This window comes from Vibrio sp. NH-UV-68 (assembly GCF_042940635.1).
GTDB lineage: Bacteria > Pseudomonadota > Gammaproteobacteria > Enterobacterales > Vibrionaceae > Vibrio > Vibrio pacinii.
In genome coordinates this window covers 15,259-36,690 of record NZ_CP134976.1, presented here as the reverse complement: position 1 = coordinate 36,690, position 21,432 = coordinate 15,259, and the positions used below count along the sequence as shown (strand labels likewise).

Here is a 21,432-nt window from a genome sequence, read left to right as displayed (position 1 = left end):
AATTAATTATTTCAAATATTGATACAAATTGTATCGATATGAATTTCGAGGTGAATTATGAGTCAATCTATTGTTTTACCGAAGTTTTTAGAAGTTGGGGAAGGCGCAATCAATCGCGTAGGGGACATTGCCATTCAACTCGGCTGCAAGCGGGTAATGATAGTGTCAGATCGGGTAATGGAGTCGCTTGGGCAAGTTGACCATATTAGGGAGATCATCAGCCAAGCAGGGGTAGAAGTGGATGTGTTTACTGACACAATGCCAGAGCCTACTGAAACGTCGGTCCTTCCAGCCGTCACACAAGCAATAGCTGGTCACTACGATGGGATCGTTGCTCTTGGGGGGGGCAGTGTGATTGATAGTGCTAAAGCCATCGCATTGTTGGCCCAGTACCGAGGTCGCATCCGCGACTATTCCGTTCCTAACATCGTCACTTCACCAATTATGCCGCTTATTGCTGTCCCTACCACGGCGGGGACGGGATCTGAAGTAACACGAATGACCATCATCACTGACGAATCTAATGATGAAAAGCTGTTATGCATGGGGCCTGGATTGATCCCGTCGGCTGCCATTATTGACTTTGCATTAACGATGACCGCTCCGACTCGGATCACCGCTGACACAGGTATTGATGCACTGACCCATGCTATTGAAGCCTATGTGAGCGGTAAATCCGGACTATTCACTGACCAGCAAGCATTACTGGCTATGAAGCTTATCGCCCCCAATCTTCGTGAAGCGGTAAACAATCCACAAAACAAGCAGGCTAAAGAACAGATGATGCTCGGCGCGACGTTAGCAGGAGTGGCGTTTTCCAATGCTTCCGTGGCACTCGTTCATGGGATGAGTCGTCCAATTGGAGCGCATTTCCATGTTCCTCACGGGATGAGCAATGCGATGCTTTTGCCAACGGTGACCGAATATTCGATACCTGCGGCTAAGGAAAAATATGCTGACTGCGCCCGTGCGATGGGTATTGCCGATGCATCCATGAGTGATGATGGTGCCGTAGCGTTACTGCTTGATGAACTTAAGCAAATTAATAAAGACCTGTCAGTCCCTTCAATGAGTGAGTTTGGGATTGATAAACAAGCCTTTTGGTCGAGTTTGGAAATCATGTCCGAGCAAGCGCTGGCTTCTGGATCGCCTAACAACAACCCCCGAATACCGGACAAGGAAAGCATAATTGAGCTTTATAAAGTCGCTTGGTAGCGATAAACCGCAACGCAACTAAAGCAAATTCAGCCCTGAATATAATCCAAGGAAGAAAGTATGATCAGCAATTTTATCAATAATGAAGTCGTAGAAAGTATCTCTGAAAAGCGCCAAGCCGTTTATGACCCTGCGACAGGGGAGATCCAGAATCACGTCATCCTTTCCATAAGCACTGAAGTTGAGAAGGCGATTGAATGTGCTCAGACCGCATTCCCTGCTTGGGCAGCGACGACACCTCTGAATCGTTCGCGCGTTCTATTTAAATTCAAAGCGCTACTGGAAGAAAACCGCAGCGAGCTTGCCGAACTCATTAGTCGTGAACATGGCAAAGTGTTTAGTGATGCATTAGGAGAAATAACGCGCGGACTGGAAGTTGTGGAATTCGCTTGTGGTATTCCGCATTTGCAAAAAGGTGAGCACAGTTTAAACGTTGGTTCTGGCGTAGACTCAAATTCACAAATGATGCCATTGGGTGTGGTTGCGGGGATTTCTCCATTCAATTTCCCAATCATGGTGCCAATGTGGATGTTCCCGCTTGCGATTGCAACGGGGAATACATTCATTCTCAAACCATCAGAAAAGAACCCGTCTGCTTCTCTATTTGTCGCTGATTTACTTAAACAAGCCGGTCTACCAAAAGGTGTATTTAATGTTGTTCAGGGGGATAAAGAAGCGGTCGATACCTTGTTACAGGACGACAGGGTTCAAGCGGTAAGTTTTGTCGGTTCAACCCCCATTGCGGAATACATTTATTCAGAAGGCGCTAAATATGGCAAACGCGTTCAGGCGCTTGGTGGCGCTAAAAACCATATGGTGATCATGCCCGATGCTGACCTTAATGGCGCAGTCAATGCATTAATGGGTGCTGCTTATGGTGCGGCAGGAGAGCGTTGTATGGCGATTTCAGTTGCCGTTGCTGTTGGTGATGACACAGCTGATGCACTTTCTCGTCAGCTTCAAGACAAGTTAGCCACACTAAAAGTTGGGCAAGGTTACGGCCAATCGATTGAAAACGACATGGGGCCGTTGATTACGAAAGAGCATAAGCAAAAGGTTTGTGGCTACATTGAGAAAGGTGTGGAGCAAGGCGCTACTCTTCTCGTTGACGGCAGAGAGCTTGAATTGGCCAAGTCGAGCAACGGCTACTTTGTCGGTGCGACTTTGTTCGACGACGTTACAACCGATATGACCATCTACAAAGAGGAAATCTTTGGCCCTGTGCTGTGTATCGTAAGGGTTGATAGTTACCAACAAGCGCTCGACATCATTAACCAACACGAATATGGCAATGGTACCGCGATTTTTACCGCCGACGGCGATACCGCACGTGATTTTACCACCAATGTTCAAATTGGCATGGTCGGGGTTAATGTTCCTATTCCTGTTCCAATGGCATTTCATAGCTTTGGCGGCTGGAAACGTTCACTATTCGGACCGCTTCATATGCATGGCCCAGACGGAGTTCGTTTCTTTACCAGAATGAAAACCATCACAACCCGCTGGCCTGAATCGAGCGTTAAAGTCGATAATAGAGAAAGTACCCAATCACAAGCCGAATTCGTCATGCCAACAATGAAATAATGCATTGACGTGAGGAGGTAAGTGGTAGGTTTGTTTTCAATGTCTGTTCATTTAGCCTAGGGACTATTTGGATACGCGATCCTGTCCTCTTCATGTTTTTTAATGGTTCACTTCTCTTAGAGGAGTGAACTTTTCATTACCACAAAAAACGAGGAGAAGGCGATGAAAGCCGCAAGCCTAATACAGTCCTTAGAGACTTGGCGTCGATGATGAAACTGGTAGTGCTGGTTCTGTGGTGTTTGAGGTTTGGTTAGATAATGTAATGGCGCATCAGAGCGGTACGTTAGTAGGAAATGATGTGGCGGAATTCATCTCAGTCAATATCAGTGACACCGTGCAAGAGCTCAAACTTGTAGTGAGTGATGGAGGTGATGGCGTTGGTAATGATCATGCTTCATGGGGAGATGCAAAACTTCGCACTCCAAGTCAAGGAGGCTCTGCTGCGGTTCCTGGGCTGTTCTACGGAACCCTCTCAGGTGACATTAACGAGACAGCTCCAAACCCTAAAACGTCAATCACGACCAGCTTAAGTGAAACGGAAGACTCCATAGCCGGAAACACTACGGAAGTATACTCAGGGTATATTTATGATGACGATGGGCAGATTTCGTTCAGTGAGAACAATGACGACAAGACTCGCCTTTGGATTGATGGACAACTTGTATTAAGTAGTGATTTTTGGAATGACCGTGTATCTACCACGAATCTCAACTTGTCACCGGGCTGGCATCAGTTCGAACTCAGATTAAGCAATGGTAATGGTGGTAGTGGTGCCCATGATGGATTTGCGTTTGCGTTTGACCCAGATGGTGGAACTAATTGGATTCATCCATCAGACAATGGGACAGGAAACTTGTTTATGACTGAAGATATAGGAACTAACTAAGTTATAAATCAATGTTTCAATCGGAGCCACCTGAGGGTATAAAGGATTCCATCCACTAAAAAGGCTTACTATAAAGTAAGCCTTTGTCTTTACATATATTTCAAGTCATGTAGTTGCGCATACTGACTAAAAGCAATAGTCTACGTTTAGCCAGATTAAACTTTTCAGGAAGCAAGACGTTCTATGTCCACCACTCAATCGCCCAACTCTACTAAAGGTTCGACTCTTGATCGTGTACTTCAAGTGTTGCTGATTGTCGCGAAGAGCCGCGGACAAATGAACAGAGAGTCAATTGCAGATCAACTTGCAATGCCTATTGCATCTGCAAATAAGTTAATTGATCAGCTGGTTTCGCTTGGTTACCTGCAAGAGAACATTATCCGTCACGTTATCGCGGGTCCAAAGTTAAAAGCACTAGCACACGATATCCTTAAGAATCAACGTTTCTCTGAAATGCGCACGTCGGTATTGCGCAATTTATCCGATAAGATAGGAGAAACTTGTGGCATCTCGGTACCAAACGGAATTGAGATGATTTACTTTGAACGCGTAAACTGTAATTGGCCAATACAAATCAATTTAGCTGAGGGTAGTAGTGCGCCTGTCGCTGCCAGTGCCTCCGGAAAACTTTATCTTGCAACGCTCAATGAGAATATTAGAGAAAATGTAATCCAACATATGGGTCTAATGGAGTACACGCCACAGACCATTACGAACGAAAAATTGTTTTTAGAGGAACTTCGCAGAATTCAAAGTCAAGGATTTGGTGAGGACAATGAAGAGTTTATTGACGGAATGGTAGCCATATCAGTTCCGATTAGCTCGAACGGGGTAGATTTTGGCTACCTGTTTTGTCATGCACCCAGTTTTCGAACATCACTTGAAAAGTTAAAAACTTATATTCCTAGCATGCAAATTGCAGCCGAAGAGATATTGAGCTTTACTATCGACGAATTACGATTAGGCTAACCCCAACTTTTCTGTTTGTGGCTTAATTTTTTTGAAATTGGGCCAACATGTCTTGATAAACTAACTCTAGATTTAACTGCGCCGAGCGTAAGATAGGAAGATAATTTTCTAATTCTGATACGCTCTTACGGCTTTTAGGGCAATGACAAAACAGAGCGGCTAAAAAGTTTCCTTTCAGGTCATTGAGTGGTAGTGCTATAGCAGTCATCCCATCAATGAATTCTTCATCGTCAATGCTGTAGCCTCTTTTTTTTATTAAGCTGAGCTCTTTCTTGAGGGTTTGTATATCAGTAATGGTATTTTTAGCGTGTTGCGTCAACTCCATTTTACTTAATACACGACGCAACTGTGTTGTGGAAAGCGTACTTAAGAACAGCTTACCGCTTGCCGAAGCCCATAATGGAATCGGGAAACCGACAGGAATCACAATTTGTAACGGCCAATTCGTTTGGATTCGGTCATAGTACACCATGTGGTCATTTGGCATATCGTTAGCTAAAGAAAGTCCACAAGTCTCTTTTAACTTTCTCGATAAGCCATGCAGTATCGCTTGGCGCTGGAGTTTGTGTTGATTTGTCCAGTTTACGTCTAAGGCGATCGAGACAAGCTGTGCACCCGGATAGAAGTGTCCGCGCTCATCTGTTTGTACATATTGTGCCTCTTCTAGCTGATGGAGTAGACGATGGCAGGTAGGTTTCGGAATACCCGATTCGAAAATGATGTCGGAAGCCGATACTGTGCTCTTCGATTTAACTACTCTCTCGATAACATCAATGAGACGATCTACTGAGTTTATTTTTTCCGACACCTTGAACCCCATTGATTACAGCACGCATCTAATTGGTTAGTTGTAAACCATAAAGCGTTATATTCCCAAACTATTTCGCGACTTTCAATAAGCTCTGTGATTCATTGGTATGACTTAACATTGGAATGCTAGTGCTATCAACCAGTGATTCAGCTCTACCTTGTGTCGGTGCATCTAAAATGAATAAATTGCCAGATTGTGGAAAGCGCTCCTTTTCCTTTAAGGTTAACTCATAGTCTGCGGTTGCAACAAAAAGAGTCGTAAAATTCCCATCGCCAAAGGTGCATCGAGTGGCGTGTTTTACGGGCAACTTTATTTCACCGAGTTTTGAAGGTTTTCCGATCCTCGTGTTGTCGGGAGAGTAATATGAAACAATGCCACAATCCCAATGACATACAAATAAGTTACCTGATTTATCTACGGTTAGCCCGTCAGGGTAACCTTGCTGTGGTGTCAATTCAACAAAGACCGCTTTGTTTATTATTTTCGTCATCGACTCATCGAGTTGATACTCAATAACTTTTCTTTGAAACATGTTTGAGCAGTATGCACGCTTTAACTCTGGATTGAACGCTATTCCATTAGCAACACTAAAATTATCGTCCATTTCAATTGCAAGCCCGTTATCGAACTGGAAGAGCTTCCCATCGGGAGACTCTAGATCTTCACCATTCATTGAACCAAACCAGAGTTTTCCATTTGGATCGGTAACCGCATCGTTCAGGTGAAGATTGGGAGTTTTAGCGCATGGATCGATTACGGGGAAGTATTCATCAAACAAAGCGCTACAGTAGAAGAGGCCTTGTTTGCTCGCACAAAGCCAACCATCGTTATCACATCGAGCTATAGCGGTTATATCAAATGGTACGTTGAACGTTTCAGTGGTGTGCCAACGCAAGTTGAATCTGTAAATGGATTTGCCAGCAGCGTCTATCCAAACAAGCTCTCTATGCTCTGGTACCCAAATAGGCGACTCACCAATATTGCATACGATATTTTTTAATGGGCGCATTTTTATCCGTAAAGTGATTTAATTGGTCTCAATATGAACCATTTTTCACGTTAGTGCAAAGCTATGCGAGCTTAAAGTGCAAAATATTGGTAATAATATGCCGAAAGAATGATTAGTACTTTCTGCGCATCAATTTTACAGATGGTTAGACTGTTCATTTGTACTCAAGCGTCGAGTATTTGAGCTAGCAACGAGTCTTGAATAGAGCAAAAACTGTAGCGCGAGCGCGGTGAGCAGAAAGCAAAGCTGAGGCTTAGAGGTGGAGAGCCCTTGTCCGCTGCCACCAGAAAGTACAAGCCGACTAAAAACGTCGGGGGAGCCACTATAGTTTTCAAGTAGATAAATGAAATACATGCCAATGCCTACATCATTCTTCTTCTGGTGGCGCTCTAATTAGAGCGGCACATAATTCTTACATTCTTAAGCTGCTGGAAGGTAGCTAAGACTGTAATTTCTTTTATATCTCCAGTAGCGATCTATTTTAACTAGGAGATATACCCATGAATACAAATCCAAATTCTGATAAACAAGAAATTATTTTAACCGGTGATAGGGCTACAGGTCCGTTGCATCTGGGGCATTACATTGGCTCTTTAAAGCAGCGTGTAGCTTTACAGGAAATTCACGAGCAAACGATCCTTGTGGCTGATATGCAAGGTCTTACTGATAATGGTCACAATCCGAAAAAAGTAGCATCTAACATTCTAAATGTCGTTGCAGATTACTTAGCTGTTGGTATAGATCCTTCAAAAACAACTATTTGTCTTCAATCACAACTACCCGCTCTTGCTGAGTTGACGATGTATTACAGCAATCTTGTAACCATAAGTCGGTTAGAGCGAAACCCAACTGTCAAAAGTGAGATTCAAAATAAAGGATTTGAACGTTCGATTCCTGCTGGTTTTTTGACCTATCCAATATCTCAAGCGGCAGATATAACTGGTTTTAACGCAACACTAGTTCCTGTTGGCGATGATCAACGGCCAATGATTGAACAGTCGAATGAGATTGTAAGAAAGATTAACTCGCTAGCGGGGCGAACTGTTTTGAACGAATCTAGACCTTTATTAAGTCGTGCATCACGTTTACCTAGTTCAGATGGAAAAAATAAGATGTCAAAGTCGATGGGTAATGCCATCAATCTTGGGGCTAGAGAAAAAGATATCTTTGGGCTGAATATTCTCTGAATAACTTGTTTTCAACATTTAGCTTCGAGATTATTCGATCAACTTCTCGAAGCGGTTTTCTCTATTTCAGATACTTGAAATTATGTGAGTTTCACCGAAATGGTTAGCGCACAGAAACGAAAGCTGTCATCGCAAACTGATTTGTTATTTGATGGTTTTAAAAGCCCCAACCTGCTATGTGGCTGGGGCGTTGCGGTTTATCACTAATTCATTTACTTGCAGATCAATCAAGCCTGAAGTTATTGTCGATGAAGGGTAATGAATTACTTCTGCTTCCGATGAGTTCTTTAGCTCTTCAACTAAGTTCCGTGTTCATTAATATGCGCTTATATTTTTAATCTTGTCTGACATCAGTGCTCGAACAGGTAAGCCGCCCCAAGAAGACAAGCATCGTAGTTGCCTTTGGCAGGTACTAATTTTATTTGGAAGGGAAGCGGACGCTTTTCAATGTGTAGAATCACTCTTGCTAAATAACCCTTGGCTAACCCAATGCCACCGCCAATCACTATGACATCTAAATCAAGACTTGCCTTTAAGTTGCAGCACAAAGTCGCAATGGCTTGTGCACTTTGTTGAATGACTCGCTCCGCGTCTGGATTTTGATGTGCCTGCTCGAAAAGCTCAATATTGTTAATTGGCGTTGTAATAGTTTGTGTAGCATATTTGTTGATAGCCGTTCCAGAGGCGACCGCTTCGACACAGCCTTGCTGACCACAGCCACAGATAGGGCCATTAGGATCAATGACCACATGGCCAATGTGGCCCGCGAAATTTGTCTGTCCGCGATGAAGTTTGCCATCAATAACCAAGCCCCCACCGACACCTGTTGATACAGTGATATAAGCCATGTTCTTTTCTTGTTCAGCTAAATGCAGGTATTCGTACCATGCTGCTGCTTGAGCGTCGTTTAACATAGCAACAGGTTTACCAGTAAGCTTTTCCATTTCAGTATGAAGTGGAAATGGGGTAGGGAATGCCAATGTCTCTGGATTAATCGCGCTAATACCGTGTTCAGTCACTAATCCAGTGCTAGAGATACCAATACGGTCTACGTCTGCTAACCAAGATTGACAATGTTTCAAGATATGGTTGGCGAATTGATTTACGGAGGTGACATTAATCGTCGGGATTTGTTTTCGATCACTAAGCTTGCCGTTTGAGACAAGCCCTAACGCGACTTTTGTGCCGCCAATATCAATGGCAAGGACGTTCATGATAAAGTCTCTACTGCTTGAGTTGCTTGATTAAACCAATTTGTTACGACCTCTAGTCGCGTTAAGGCAGAGCCAACTGTGACTGCGGTTGCGCCACAGGCTATAGCCTTAGCTGCAAGTTCAGGAGTGTTATATCTACCTTCAGCCATTGTAAAGAAACCGGCTTTAGAAAACTGCTTAACTAGCTCAAAATCTGGCTCTAGCGGTTCAAATTCTCCAACGTAACCTGATAACGTCGACCCAATAATCTCAACACCATGTGCATGGGCCCAAAGTCCATCTTCAAAACATGAACTGTCGGCCATAGCAAAGCAGCCAGTTTCTTTGATTGCGTTTACGATTAGCTCGCGACTTTCAGGTCTAACTCTGTCTGTGGCATCAAATGCAATAATGGTCGCCCCTGCCTCTGCTAGCTGAGCAACATCACGGCGGTAAGGTGTGATTCTTACAGGGCTATCGTCTAAATCACGCTTCACAATACCAATAATAGGTATGCTAACTTTTTCCGCAACCGCTTTAACATTTCTGACACTTTCAATACGAAGAGCTTTCGCTCCTGCCTGTTCAGCTGCTTGCGCCATTGCCACAATAATTTCAGTTTTGGCAAGTGGACTGCTTTCGACTGGTTGAATGGAGACAATGGTCTGACCGCGTAAAATACCCTTTAAATCATTGATGTTCAGTGCTTTATTTTTCACGATGCGCCTCATTATGTGTAAATACTGTCACGGTTGTATTGAACGCATCACGCCAGCGAATGGTCGGTAGTGGTTCTATTTGGTTTGAATATTCGTCCGTGATCACATTTTGTTAAATATAGATTTGAAAATAATCTTCACCGCAATGATAATTCATAACGAATATTTTTTTCAAACAAAATAATTATTTTTTTTGAAAGTGGTGAAATCAGACCAGAAACAAATATAAGGGAATACTATGAAAGCCATGAACAAAATCACTATTGCAATGTTGACTCTCGGACTCGCAGTTTCTGCACAAGCGGCCACGACACTTAAAATGGGCATGCAAGCATCGGTGGGTTCAGTCGAATATACTTCTGCAAAACTGTTAGCAGATACCATTGAAGAGATGAGTAATGGAGATATTAAATTGTCACTTTATCCTAGTGCGCAACTAGGAGATGACAGAGCAATGTTGCAGCAGTTAAGCCTAGGTGATTTGGATATCACTTATGCAGAGTTTGGCCGCATGGGTCTTTGGATCCCTCGTGCAGAAGCTGTCACATTGCCATACGTCGCAAAGGATTATGAGCATTTACGTCGTATGTTTGAGTCTGAGTTTGGCCAAGGTATTCGCGAAGAAATGCTGACGAAGTTTAACTGGCGAGCGCTAGACACTTGGTACAATGGAACGCGTGAAACAACGTCTAACCGTCCTCTTGAATCAATTTCCGATTTTAAAGGTTTGAAACTTCGCGTTCCAAATGCAAAACCAAACCTAAACTATGCAAAATTATCTGGCGCATCACCGACACCAATGGCGTTCTCTGAAGTCTATTTAGCACTTCAAACCAACGCAGTTGACGGTCAAGAAAACCCACTACCTACTATCAAAACGATGAAGTTCTATGAAGTACAAAAGAACTTAGCTATTACAAATCATATCGTTAACGATCAAATGGTGATTATCTCTGAAACAACTTGGCAAAAACTGTCAGAGGAAGAGCGCAAGATAGTGAGCGCGGCTGTAGCAAAAGCAGGAGCGGCGCATACTAATTCGGTGAAACAACAAGAAGCCGAGCTGGTTGCATTTTTTGAATCTCAAGGTGTGAATGTTACTTATCCAGATCTTGCGCCGTTCCGCCAAGCAATGGAGCCGTTGTACACTAAGTTTGAAGAGAAAATTGGTCAGCCAATTGTGAAGAAACTGGCGAGTATGTAAGCCACCGCCTTTGGTAGTAAAAAGCTTGGTTGGCCATTATAGGCCAGCCTTGGAGCTAAAAAATGTTACGTAAGATTATTAATAATATCGAAGAAATCATCACTGTGCCTCTAATGGCAATTCTGCTAGCTGTACTGACTTGGCAGATCGGAACCCGTTGGTTGCTCAATGATCCTTCGCTTTGGAGCGAAGAGCTCGCTCGAGTTCTTTTTATGTACATGTCGTTAATTGGCTGCGCGCTAGCAATCAAAACGGGATCGCACGTCAAAATTACTTTTTTCTCGGACAAACTACCCCATAAAATAAGGTTCTCGTTAGCGTTCGCCCTAGAGTTAGCCGTACTCATATCGATTTTTACCATCATCTATTTAGGTTACCAACATGTCCAACGTACCGCTTTTTTTGAGCTGATAACGTTAGAAATTTCGAGTAAATGGATGAATTACAGTTTGCCACTTGGTGGTCTGTTTATGGTGGCACGTCAATTGGAAAAAATGGTCCAGTTGTTGGGTGAGTTTCGCCAGAGCGCAGTATCAGCCTCTAATCAATCATCTCACACAGTCGTTAGGTAGGAGTTCGTTATGGCAGGTTCAATTTTTGGCTGGTTAGCACTCCTATTTGCAGGGATGCCGGTTGGCTTTTCACTCATTTTTGTTGCTCTTGTGTTTCTGTTTATAACTCAAAGCACAGGGATTAACTTCGCCGCTCAGCAAATGTTGGGTGGTATCAATAACTTCACTTTACTTTCAGTACCATTTTTTGTCCTGACGGGGCATTTGATGAATAGTGCTGGTATTACCGAGCGTATCTTTAACTTTGCTAAATCCATGGTAGGCCATATTACCGGTAGTCTTGGTCATGTGAACATCATGGCGAGTTTGCTGTTCTCGGGTATGTCAGGTTCGGCTCTAGCGGATGCGGGTGGGCTTGGACAACTTGAAATTAAATCGATGAGAGATGCCAAATACGATGATGATTTTGCCGGTGGCCTCACCGCTGCGTCATGTATTATTGGTCCATTAGTTCCGCCTTCGGTGCCGCTTGTTATTTATGGTGTGGTATCAAACACTTCGATCGGCGCACTATTTTTGGCGGGGGCGATTCCTGGTTTAATGTGCGCTGCTTCGCTGATGATAATGAGCTACTTTATCTGTAAAAAACGCGGTTATATGACACTGCCAAAAGCGTCACGTGGTGAGCGATTTAAATCATTAAAAGAAGCGTTTTTGTCTTTATTGACTCCGGTTATCATCATTGGTGGCATCTTCTCTGGAAAATTTACTCCCACTGAAGCTGCCGTGGTTTCTTCTTTGTACGCGCTGTTCTTGGGGACAGTGGTTTATCGTCAGGTCACTTTATCAAGCTTCTTAGGTATCTTAAAAGAAACGGTTAATACGACGGCTGTTGTTGCATTAATGGTTATGGGTGTGACGGTGTTTGGGTGGATAGTCGCCCGTGAGCAGTTGCCACAGATGATGGCAGACTACTTTTTGACCATTAGTGAAAACCCTCTCATATTACTGCTGTTGATTAACTTATTATTGCTATTTTTAGGTACATTCATTGAATCGTTAGCACTGCTTCTATTACTAGTGCCATTTCTTGTGCCAGTAGCTGCTGCGGTAGGTATTGATCCCGTTCACTTTGGTGTTATGGCTATTTTGAACTTAATGATTGGTATCTTGACTCCTCCGATGGGCATGGCCTTGTATGTTGTCTCGAAGGTTGGGGATATACCATTCCACACTTTAACCAAAGGGGTTATTCCACTGCTGGTACCATTATTTATCGTGCTAGCTCTTATTGCCGTTTTCCCACAATTCACACTGTTCCTTCCAGAATTAATGCTTGATTACGGAAAGTAGCAGTGGGTCAGAGTTAAAAATCAAACAGTGGAATGAACAATGGTTATTCCACCATTAGAAAATAAGATTTAAGGTAGGAACATGAAAAAGTTATTAGGGCTAATTGCTGCACCTCACACCCCATTTGATGCCGCCAATAAAGTGAACTTTGGCGCAATTGACCAAATCGCCGAGTTGCTAGTTGAGCAAGGAGTTACCGGCGCTTATGTTTGTGGAACAACCGGAGAAGGCATTCACTGTTCGGTTGAAGAACGTAAAGCTATCGCGGAGCAATGGGTGAAAGCGGCAGATGGAAAACTTGACCTTATTATCCACACCGGTGCGTTAAGTATTGTAGATACATTAGATCTTACTCGTCACGCTGAGCAATTGGATATCCTTGCGACCTCTGCGATTGGTCCCTGCTTCTTTAAACCTGGCAATGTTGAAGACTTAGTGGAATATTGCGCTCAGATCGCGGCGGCAGCACCGTCAAAAGGGTTTTATTATTACCATTCAGGGATGTCTGGCGTGAACGTCGATTTGGAGCAATTTCTAATTCAAGGTAATGATCGTATTCCTAACCTATCCGGTGCGAAATTTAACAACGTTGATCTCTATGAATATCAACGATGCGTGCGTGTTGCTAATGGAAAGTTTGATATTCCGTTTGGTGTCGACGAATTTTTGCCTGCTGGTTTAGCTGTAGGGGCATTAAGCGCAGTAGGCAGCACCTACAACTATGCTGCACCATTGTACTTAAAGATTATTGAAGCATTTAATAAAGGTGACCAAACCCAGGTTGCAGCATTAATGGATAAAGTTATTGCCATTATTCGTGTCTTGGTGGAATACGGTGGTGTTGCAGCAGGCAAAGCCGCGATGGAGTTACATGGCATTGATGCTGGAAACCCTCGTTTACCTATTCGTCCATTAACAGCAATACAGAAAGCTGACGTTGTAGCAAAAATGCGAGACGCTGATTTTTTGTAACGATATAAGGGGGGCAAATCCCCATATATTACGCTTTAATATGGGATGCTATGTCATTGTTTTATTGAGTCTGCTATTTTGACTCAAGCGTTATGTATCTATAGGGGCCAATGTGAATACGCCTAAAAATCTTTTAGTCAGAATGCGTTCTAATATAGAACCTTTGAGTAAGAAACTTACCATTGTGGCGAACTACATTATTGAAAATGCACATGATGTGCAATTTCAAACGATCACTGAGCTTGCTAAAAATACTCAAACCAGTGAAGCGACCGTCGTTCGTTTGTGTCGTGATCTTGGTTACAAAGGGTATTCTGATTTCCGTATGGGTTTGGCAATAGATTTGAGCCAAACCGCGAGTCAGAATGCCCCCGAAGTCGCAGGTGATATTTGTGATGTTTCTGCTCAGAATGCGGTGGCAAGTTTGAATGATACGGCCAAACTCATTGACAGGAAATCGTTAGAGAGGATCTGTAAGTTGGTCCATAACTCCAGTTTTATAAGCTGTGTTGGGGTTGGAGCGTCGAGTATTGTAGGGCGATATCTTTCATTTCGTTTATTGAGAATCGGCAAAAAAGTCACAATGTATGAGGACACTCATCTTGCTGCGATGAATGCAGCACGCTGTACTGAAGGAGACTTATGGATATCTGTCTCAAGCTCAGGGTCTACCAAAGAAGTGGTTCATGCGGCGACACAAGCATACAAACGCCAAGTGCCTGTTGTTTCTTTTACCAATATTAGCCATAGCCCTTTGTCGGCAATTTCTACAGAAATGCTCGTTGCAGCTAGGCCTGAAGGTCCACTAACTGGCGGTGCTTTCTCATCGAAAGTCGGTGCTTTGTTGCTAGTTGATGTGTTGGTGAACAGTTTGCTAGATATGTATCCGGAATACTCAGACTCCGTTTTAGAGACTGCAGAAGTGGTTATGCCGTTAATGACCTCATAGCAAACTAAATACTCTTAATAGCCTAAAGCCTGCAATCGCAGGCTTTTATTTTATTTATAATAAAAATTATTTTTTTGTTAATTAGATCTTATAAAAATAATTTCCTTTGATCAATACTATATATGAATGTAAACGAGAGATTCATACGTATTCTCATTAACTAAATGGCAGGTTATGGCCATTTCAATAAGGAAATTAAGATAATGAATAAACGATACCTCAATAGCTTTGCCATGCCTTTTCTGACAGCTTCACTGTTTCTAAGCACTGCGACTTTTGCACAAGAGCAGTGGCCTGATTTACCTGTAGGTATGAAAAGTGGAATTAGCGCTCAAGTGGGTAGCAAACTTTACGTTGGTTTAGGCTCTGCAGGTCAAGAGTTCTACATGTTGGATTTAGCTGACATGAAAAAAGGCTGGCAAAAGAAAGCAGACTTCGCAGGTCCAGCTCGAAGTGGCGCAACAGCGAGTGTCGTTGGTGAGGAAATCTATGTTTTCGGTGGCTCAGGTAAAAATCATTCGAGTGATGCTGCGCCGATTCTTTTCGATACGGTTTACCGCTATGACGCAAAGGCCAATAAGTGGGATCTTGTGAATACCGAAACTCCAGTAGGTTTGCTTGGATCGGCATCTTATTCTCCTGATAACAAACAAGTTCTATTTTTTGGTGGCTATAACAAAGGTTTCTTTGACCAGTACTTGGCCGATATCAACGCAACCAGCAAAAAAGATCAGCCAGAAAAATGGCAAAAAATTGTTGATGACTACATGGGTATGAAGCCCCTTGATTACCAATGGAATTCAAATGTCATTAGCTATACGCCTGAAACTGGGGTATGGGAAACGCTGGGTGTGTCTCCTTACATGCCAAATTGTGGGTCAGCGTTAGTTCAGAAAGGGGCGATGGCGACCCTCGTGAGTGGCGAAATCAAACCTGGATTACGCACGTCGGAAGTGAAGCAGTTTTCTTTTGGTGCGGAGCAGCCATGGATGAGTCTGCACGATTTACCAAAGCCAGCTGACCAGTTAGTACAAGAAGGTGTCGCAGGTGCATTTGCTGGAGAAAGTAACGGCGTTATGATTGTTGCGGGTGGGGCGAATTTCCATGGCGCTAAAGAGGCCTTTGAGCAAGGAAAAATGTTTGCGCACAACGGGTTTGGCAAAGCGTTTAATCCAGAAACGTACGTGTTAAAAGACGGACTTTGGTCTCAATCTACTGACTTACCTTACGGTTTAGCTTATGGCGCATCTTTTACTACAGATAAAGGTGTATTGATTGTGGGTGGAGAAGACGACAAGCGTGCAGCGCGCAAAGAAGTCTACTTACTTTCTTGGGATGGCAAAGCCGTTCAAGTGACCAATTAATAATGGAGTTAAGCATGCCACTTTCTATGGTTTCGTATCCTGACTTCCCTGATGCGATTAAAAACGCTGTCGGGGCTCGAATAGACGACCGGATCTTCGCTGGATTAGGCACTGCGGGTAAACAGTTTTACTGCCTTGATTTGAATTCGATTGAACTTGGTTGGAAATCAATGGCTCCGTTTATCGGGGTGATTAGAAATGATGCTGTCATGGTTGCAAGTGGCAACAGCATTTGGGTGTTCTCTGGAGCCGGTATAGACGAAGACAGTGAATACACCCAAGTGCTTACAGACGTTTATCGTTTCGATGTTACGAACAATCAGTGGGAAAAAATATCATCAAAAACCCCCGTAGGTTTACTCGGTGCTAGTGGTTGCGAAATTGCACCGGGGAAAATTGCTTTTTGGGGAGGGTACAACAAACCCCTGTTCGATGACTTTCTAGCAAAAATTGGCCAGATAGATGGCACTCTCGACCCCGAAAAACACCAAGCCACTTTGGTTGAGTTTATGTCAATGCGACCCGAGCAATACGGTTGGAATCAGGATATTTGGTTGTTTGACTGCGAAACGTTGCAATGGCGAATTCTAACGGCAAATCCATTCCCTGCGAATTGCGGTGCGAGCCTAATCCAACATGATAACCAGATAGTATTGGTGGATGGCGAAATCAAGCCGGGCTTGCGCAGTACAGAAATAAAACAATTTACCTTTCACTCAGGTGACAAAGTGAAGATCAATACGTTGCCGAGCATTGAACACTCACCTCAAGAGCACGAAGGACTCGCTGGCGCTTATGCCGGACTGGTGAAAGGCCAATATGTTGTGGCTGGTGGTGCATTTTTTGTGGGCAGCCAGAACCAAGCAAGAGAAAAGCAATGGTATACCCATCAGGGGTTGAGTAAGCATTATGCTGACGATATTTGGTGCTTTGAAGATCAACAATGGCAACGGATAGGAACATTGCCTGTGGGCCAAGCTTATGGCATCTCAATTACCAGTGAGCAAGGTCTAGTTATCATTGGAGGTGAAAACGCAAAAGGCCACGCATTACAAAGTTGTTATTTGCTCGGTTGAAACCGATAGGCCGCTTCCCCCTTTAGGAGACTTAGGCGTAAAAAGCCGAACCCAAGTGTTAACTTATGGGGTTCGGCTTGAGGAACAGCAAATGGAACCGTATCCACTAGAGTGCTCATTCTGATTAAGCTGACTGACCTTGCAAACAGCCTAATACATAATCCAAACCACCAGTAATCGCGGCCACTTGGGCATCGTTACACTCTTGGTCAGTGACTTTGGGGCTATCTGGATAGACTTCGGTTGTGGTGCCATAAGTACAAGAAGTGACACCGCCACACAAACCAAGCTTGACCATCGGATAATTGATCACGCCATCTTGTACTACCACAGAGCCGATGATCTCACCTTTGTCATCCGCAGGGGCGATATGGGTCACTTTGCTCACCGACTCAATGACTGCGGCTTGAAACTCGGGCTGCGGATTTTCGCTATCGCCCACAGTGTAAAAGCCGTCTGGGATCATTCCTGCCTCGTATTCAATACCATCACGGGCAGCAAGTGCTGGACGAAACTCACTTTCATCGCTGTCGGTGGTTTCATGCAGATCGATATGAACAAGGACATTGTCACCTAATGACGCGACAAGTTTGATGAGATTTGCAGACTCTTCGGCAGGAGAGTTGGCATAAAACGAACGGTTCGGATCGAGTGCCAGTGGATTCCAACGATTGATGGTCTCATATCCCCAAGGGCTCACACATGGCGCGACAATAATATTAAAGTGCTTGCTGTAGCGGGCCATCTCCGATTGAGCAAATTGCAGTGCGCCATGGACACCACTGGTTTCATAACCATGAACGCCACCGGTGATCAGCACGACAGGTTTGTCACAGTGCCATGCTTTACTCTTGATGCAAAACAGCGGGTAACGGTCCGGGTCGTAAGAAAGTGCACCATATTGCTTGACGTCAAATTGCTCACCGAGCGCCTTAATTTTAGCCACGACTTCGTGTTGGTAATGACGCTTGATAGTGGTTTGATCGCGCCACGCTTGTCGTTCGGCCTCGCCCCATTTCTGACCAGCCGTGCCGATAGGATAAGTACTGTGCATTACTTTGCCTTTTTGTTATTAGCAGAGGCCAATAGCATAGAGCGCGCCATCATCACAAGCAATCACTGCCAGCAAAAAGCGTGCATTTAACTCAGGGTGACTATTTCAGTTTGTCTGCACAGGGGATGGTGTTACATTTGTTTACATCGAAACCAACAATCAAGAGAGTCAACCTATGGCTGGGGCAAGTTTATTAACCTTGTTGGATGATATTGCGACGGTACTGGATGATGTCGCCGTCATGTCGAAAATGGCAGCGAAGAAGACCGCAGGGGTACTAGGCGATGATCTCGCACTCAATGCGCAACAAGTCGCGGGGGTTAGGGCTGAACGCGAAATACCGGTGGTATGGAGTGTCGCTAAGGGATCGTTTCGCAATAAGCTAATTTTGGTGCCAGCAGCGCTTTTGATGAGTGCATTTATCTCTTGGCTTATCATGCCGCTATTGTTACTCGGTGGCTTATTTCTCTGTTTTGAAGGTGCCGAGAAGATCCTTGAAAAGCTGTTTCACGCCGCTGAAGACACGGCGACAGAGAGTGAATTAAGTGACCTATCGGTTGAAGAGTACGAGCAGAAAAAAATTGCTGGAGCGATTCGCACTGACTTCATTTTATCGGCTGAAATTATTGTGATTGCTCTGGGGACCGTGCAAGGCCAAGTGATGTCGACGCAAATTTTAGTGGTGAGTTTAATCGCTTTGGTCATGACAATTGGTGTATATGGCCTGGTGGCAGGAATCGTTAAATTAGACGATCTGGGTTTTTACTTGGAGCGTCAGTCTAAAGGGGTCGGGTTGCGCTTTAAATTGGGCCAAGCGCTTATCGCGTTTGCGCCTAAATTAATGAAAGTGCTTGCCGTTGTTGGAACGGCGGCGATGTTTTTGGTCGGTGGTGGTATTGTGGTACACAATGTGCCAGTGATTCATCACTGGGTTGAGCCGATCATTCTTAATCTGGCCAATATCTCTGTAGCTAAAGCGATATTACCGACGCTACTTAACGGATTGATTGGAATGCTCGCCGGGCTGGTGGTCGTCTTGATCGTGACGTTAGGCGCGCGAGTGAAAGCTCTCGTTTCTTAAGGTGTTACACCCAAGTGTATAAGGGGTAAATCATGTTTACCCCTTAGCTAATCATCGCTTGATTGATGCCATTACCCTTCGGCTTGAACAATTTGCTCAATGGCTGAGATCAGTCGATCTGAGGTTTGTGCGCCAGAAATCAAATGTTTCTGATTGATGATGATAGCAGGGACGGCATTGATGCCCGCCTCAAGCCACTGCTGTTCGGTTGAGGCCACCGTTTCAGCCCAAGTACTATCGTTGATGATATGTTGCGCCACTTGCTGATCTAATTCCGCTTGAATGGCACATTCAATTAACACACTATCATCACTGATATCTTGCCCGTAGGTAAAGTAGGCCTCGAACAAACTCAGTTCAAGGGCTAACTGTTTATTTTCACTTTGTGCCCATAGTAATAGCTGATGGGCTTTACGTGTGTTATAGATACGCATCTCATCACTAAATTCAAACAGAAAGCCGACCTCTTGGCCAAGTTGAGTCAATGTGTTACGTGCTGAAAGACTCGCTTCATCGTTAGTGCCATACTTTTCTTGGATATGTTCGCGTAAGTTTTGTCCGTCTGGACCCATGGCGGGGTTTAGTTCAAAGGGATGCCAATGGATATCGGCTTGAACGCTATCACTGAGGCTCGCTAACGCTTGCTCGAGACGCTTGTAGCCAATAATGCACCAAGGGCACACCACGTCAGAAACGATATCAATGCGAATGTTATTCATATTGCGATCCTTATTTGCTTATGTAGACAAGTATAGCGTTGTCATCAATACGGTTGATTGAAGTGAGTCACTCTATACTAATCTACGCCTATTCACTACTACGTGAATAAATCGCTAAGGGGTGAAGAGGGACAGCCACACGGTTTGATAATATAGTGAACAATGGCGCACTCATGGGTGAGTGTTGACTCCCTGATAAAGGAAATCGTGATGAATATGTCTCACACGACCGATGTTATTTTACACGCATTTGACTGGCCGTATGCAATGGTTGAACAGCGTGCACGGCAAATTCAGCAAGCTGGCTACAAGTGCGTGCTGGTTTCACCACCAATGAAATCGTTAAAGACTGAAGCAGGCACCCAGTGGTGGCAGCGTTATCAGCCGCAAGATTATCGAGTGATTGACAATCAACTTGGTAATACGACCGATTTTAAACGTATGCTTGAAACCTTAAAGCAATACGGTATTTACGTGTACGCCGATGTGGTGTTTAACCATATGGCCAACGAGTCGTCAATTCGCAGCGATTTGCAGTACCCAAGCGAAGATGATCTTAAGCGTTATCAAACGCACGGCGACTATTATCAAGCGCAGCGCCTGTTTGGTGATCTCACTCAACCTCTGTTTGATCGTGATGATTTCGTTGAGGCTTTTGGGATTGAAGATTGGCAAGATAGCTGGCAAGTACAAAACGGACGCATCACTGGCGGTCCTAGCGATCCTGGTTTACCTACTCTGCGAGTTTGCCCGCATGTGATTGAACAACAACAAGCCTACCTTTATGCTTTAAAAGCGATGGGGGTGAAGGGCTTTCGTATTGATGCTGCAAAACATATGACGTTAGAACACCTTAAGCAGGTGTGGAGTGAAGAGATTTGTCAGGACGTGCATATTTTTGGCGAAATCATTACTAGCGGTGGTGCCACGCAACCAGAATACGAGTTATTTTTGCAGCCATTCTTGGCTCAAACACGTCTTGGTGCCTACGACTTTCCGTTGTTTCAAACCCTTTTTGATGCCCTTGAAAGCCAAGGAAGCCTAAAAAGTTTGGTCGATCCTTACTGCTTTGGTCAGGCGTTATCGGAAACGCGCGCAATTACGTTTGCAATTACCCACGACATTCCCAACAACGATGTGTTCGCCAACTTGGTTATGAGCGAAGAAAAGGAGTGGTTGGCGTATTGCTATTTGCTAGGTCGCAATGGTGGTGTGCCATTAGTTTACACTGACTTAGATACCAGTGGCATTACCAATGAGGCGGGAGAGCCGCGCTGGGTTAATGCTTGGAAAGATGAAAAAATGGTTGCCGCGATCGATTTCCATAACCGCATGCATGGCAACAACATGAAAATACTTGAAGCGTCCGACGATCTGTTGGTCTTCGTTCGCGGCGAGGAAGGAATGGTGGTGATCAATAAATCTAAGCGGCCACAAAGCGTCGACTTTACCACTAAATCTCAATGGCTAGATTTACTGAGCTTAGAGAGTATGGAGCCGAAAAATGGTCGATGTTTGCTCAAGGTTAGGCCACATTCAGCAATGATGTTGGTCGCGATTTAGGCCAAAAAAAGG

The 21,432-nt window shown here is 44.2% G+C and carries 19 protein-coding genes and 1 pseudogene; 14 read left to right on the top strand and 6 right to left on the bottom strand.

What is annotated here, in order from left to right; genetic code table 11:
* Positions 1 to 57 precede the first annotated feature (57 nt).
* The 4 genes from ViNHUV68_RS14635 to ViNHUV68_RS14620 all read left to right on the top strand — a co-directional run bounded on the left by ViNHUV68_RS14635 (position 58) and on the right by ViNHUV68_RS14620 (position 4,654).
* A complete protein-coding gene (locus tag ViNHUV68_RS14635; protein ID WP_038173131.1) occupies positions 58 to 1,215 on the top strand; it encodes an iron-containing alcohol dehydrogenase in 1,158 nt (385 codons plus the stop codon).
* Positions 1,216 to 1,275: 60 nt separating this feature from the next.
* Positions 1,276 to 2,799, top strand: coding sequence for a CoA-acylating methylmalonate-semialdehyde dehydrogenase (locus tag ViNHUV68_RS14630; protein ID WP_038173130.1), 1,524 nt, complete (start codon positions 1,276 to 1,278; stop codon positions 2,797 to 2,799).
* 232 nt (positions 2,800 to 3,031) lie between these two features.
* Positions 3,032 to 3,685: an NPCBM/NEW2 domain-containing protein gene (locus ViNHUV68_RS14625; protein ID WP_391091204.1), complete on the top strand. Its 654-nt coding sequence runs from the start codon at positions 3,032 to 3,034 to the stop codon at positions 3,683 to 3,685.
* 183 nt (positions 3,686 to 3,868) lie between these two features.
* Entirely contained in the window at positions 3,869 to 4,654 is a 786-nt protein-coding gene (locus ViNHUV68_RS14620; RefSeq protein WP_391091202.1) for an IclR family transcriptional regulator C-terminal domain-containing protein, read from the top strand.
* A gap of 22 nt (positions 4,655 to 4,676) precedes the next feature.
* Here ViNHUV68_RS14620 and ViNHUV68_RS14615 read toward each other — a convergent pair whose 3' ends face one another.
* Both ViNHUV68_RS14615 and ViNHUV68_RS14610 read right to left on the bottom strand, forming a co-directional pair.
* Complete coding sequence (locus ViNHUV68_RS14615) at positions 4,677 to 5,462, bottom strand: IclR family transcriptional regulator (RefSeq protein WP_051686491.1); 786 nt, start codon at positions 5,460 to 5,462, stop codon at positions 4,677 to 4,679.
* Positions 5,463 to 5,532: 70 nt separating this feature from the next.
* Positions 5,533 to 6,474 (bottom strand): SMP-30/gluconolactonase/LRE family protein, encoded by a 942-nt coding sequence (locus ViNHUV68_RS14610; RefSeq protein WP_391091200.1) that lies wholly within the window; start codon positions 6,472 to 6,474, stop codon positions 5,533 to 5,535.
* Positions 6,475 to 6,974: 500 nt separating this feature from the next.
* On the opposite strand from ViNHUV68_RS14610, the pseudogene ViNHUV68_RS14605 reads away from it, so the two are divergent.
* A pseudogene (locus tag ViNHUV68_RS14605) lies at positions 6,975 to 7,640 on the top strand (tryptophan--tRNA ligase); the annotation flags it as partial.
* A 371-nt stretch (positions 7,641 to 8,011) separates the two neighbouring features.
* Here ViNHUV68_RS14605 and ViNHUV68_RS14600 read toward each other — a convergent pair.
* Both ViNHUV68_RS14600 and ViNHUV68_RS14595 read right to left on the bottom strand, forming a co-directional pair.
* Positions 8,012 to 8,875 (bottom strand): N-acetylmannosamine kinase, encoded by an 864-nt coding sequence (locus ViNHUV68_RS14600; protein WP_391091198.1) that lies wholly within the window; start codon positions 8,873 to 8,875, stop codon positions 8,012 to 8,014.
* Positions 8,872 to 9,585, bottom strand: a complete 714-nt coding sequence (locus tag ViNHUV68_RS14595; protein WP_157631119.1) for an N-acetylmannosamine-6-phosphate 2-epimerase — start codon at positions 9,583 to 9,585, stop codon at positions 8,872 to 8,874. Before ViNHUV68_RS14595 ends, ViNHUV68_RS14600 begins: the two co-directional genes overlap by 4 nt.
* Before the next feature lie 226 nt (positions 9,586 to 9,811).
* Here ViNHUV68_RS14595 and ViNHUV68_RS14590 point away from each other — a divergent pair, with 226 nt between their 5' ends.
* The 7 genes from ViNHUV68_RS14590 (at position 9,812) to ViNHUV68_RS14560 (ending at position 17,003) form a co-directional block, all read left to right on the top strand.
* The gene (locus ViNHUV68_RS14590) at positions 9,812 to 10,777 is read left to right on the top strand and encodes a sialic acid TRAP transporter substrate-binding protein SiaP (protein ID WP_038173123.1); all 966 of its coding nucleotides are present in this window, start codon (positions 9,812 to 9,814) and stop codon (positions 10,775 to 10,777) included.
* Between the two features lie 62 nt (positions 10,778 to 10,839).
* Positions 10,840 to 11,349, top strand: coding sequence for a TRAP transporter small permease (locus ViNHUV68_RS14585; protein ID WP_038173122.1), 510 nt, complete (start codon positions 10,840 to 10,842; stop codon positions 11,347 to 11,349).
* 9 nt (positions 11,350 to 11,358) lie between these two features.
* Complete coding sequence (locus ViNHUV68_RS14580) at positions 11,359 to 12,642, top strand: TRAP transporter large permease (RefSeq protein WP_038173121.1); 1,284 nt, start codon at positions 11,359 to 11,361, stop codon at positions 12,640 to 12,642.
* Positions 12,643 to 12,723: 81 nt separating this feature from the next.
* Positions 12,724 to 13,614 carry a dihydrodipicolinate synthase family protein gene (locus ViNHUV68_RS14575; RefSeq protein WP_038173120.1) on the top strand — a complete coding sequence of 297 codons (891 nt, stop codon included), beginning with the start codon at positions 12,724 to 12,726 and terminating at the stop codon, positions 13,612 to 13,614.
* A 112-nt stretch (positions 13,615 to 13,726) separates the two neighbouring features.
* The gene (locus tag ViNHUV68_RS14570) at positions 13,727 to 14,563 is read left to right on the top strand and encodes a MurR/RpiR family transcriptional regulator (RefSeq protein WP_038173119.1); all 837 of its coding nucleotides are present in this window, start codon (positions 13,727 to 13,729) and stop codon (positions 14,561 to 14,563) included.
* Between the two features lie 203 nt (positions 14,564 to 14,766).
* Positions 14,767 to 15,927: an N-acetylneuraminate epimerase gene (locus tag ViNHUV68_RS14565; protein ID WP_391091194.1), complete on the top strand. Its 1,161-nt coding sequence runs from the start codon at positions 14,767 to 14,769 to the stop codon at positions 15,925 to 15,927.
* A gap of 14 nt (positions 15,928 to 15,941) precedes the next feature.
* On the top strand, positions 15,942 to 17,003 hold the full coding sequence (locus ViNHUV68_RS14560) for a YjhT family mutarotase (protein ID WP_391091192.1): 1,062 nt from the start codon (positions 15,942 to 15,944) through the stop codon (positions 17,001 to 17,003).
* A gap of 124 nt (positions 17,004 to 17,127) precedes the next feature.
* On the opposite strand, the gene ViNHUV68_RS14555 is transcribed toward ViNHUV68_RS14560, so the two are convergent.
* Entirely contained in the window at positions 17,128 to 18,057 is a 930-nt protein-coding gene (locus ViNHUV68_RS14555) for a succinylglutamate desuccinylase/aspartoacylase family protein (RefSeq protein WP_391091190.1), read from the bottom strand.
* 175 nt (positions 18,058 to 18,232) lie between these two features.
* Between ViNHUV68_RS14555 and ViNHUV68_RS14550 the strand changes: the two genes are divergently transcribed.
* Positions 18,233 to 19,138: a DUF808 family protein gene (locus ViNHUV68_RS14550; protein ID WP_391091188.1), complete on the top strand. Its 906-nt coding sequence runs from the start codon at positions 18,233 to 18,235 to the stop codon at positions 19,136 to 19,138.
* A 71-nt stretch (positions 19,139 to 19,209) separates the two neighbouring features.
* Here ViNHUV68_RS14550 and ViNHUV68_RS14545 read toward each other — a convergent pair whose 3' ends face one another.
* Positions 19,210 to 19,857, bottom strand: coding sequence for a DsbA family protein (locus ViNHUV68_RS14545; RefSeq protein ID WP_391091186.1), 648 nt, complete (start codon positions 19,855 to 19,857; stop codon positions 19,210 to 19,212).
* A gap of 210 nt (positions 19,858 to 20,067) precedes the next feature.
* On the opposite strand from ViNHUV68_RS14545, the gene ViNHUV68_RS14540 reads away from it, so the two are divergent.
* A complete protein-coding gene (locus ViNHUV68_RS14540; protein ID WP_038173112.1) occupies positions 20,068 to 21,420 on the top strand; it encodes an alpha-amylase family protein in 1,353 nt (450 codons plus the stop codon).
* Positions 21,421 to 21,432 lie beyond the last annotated feature (12 nt).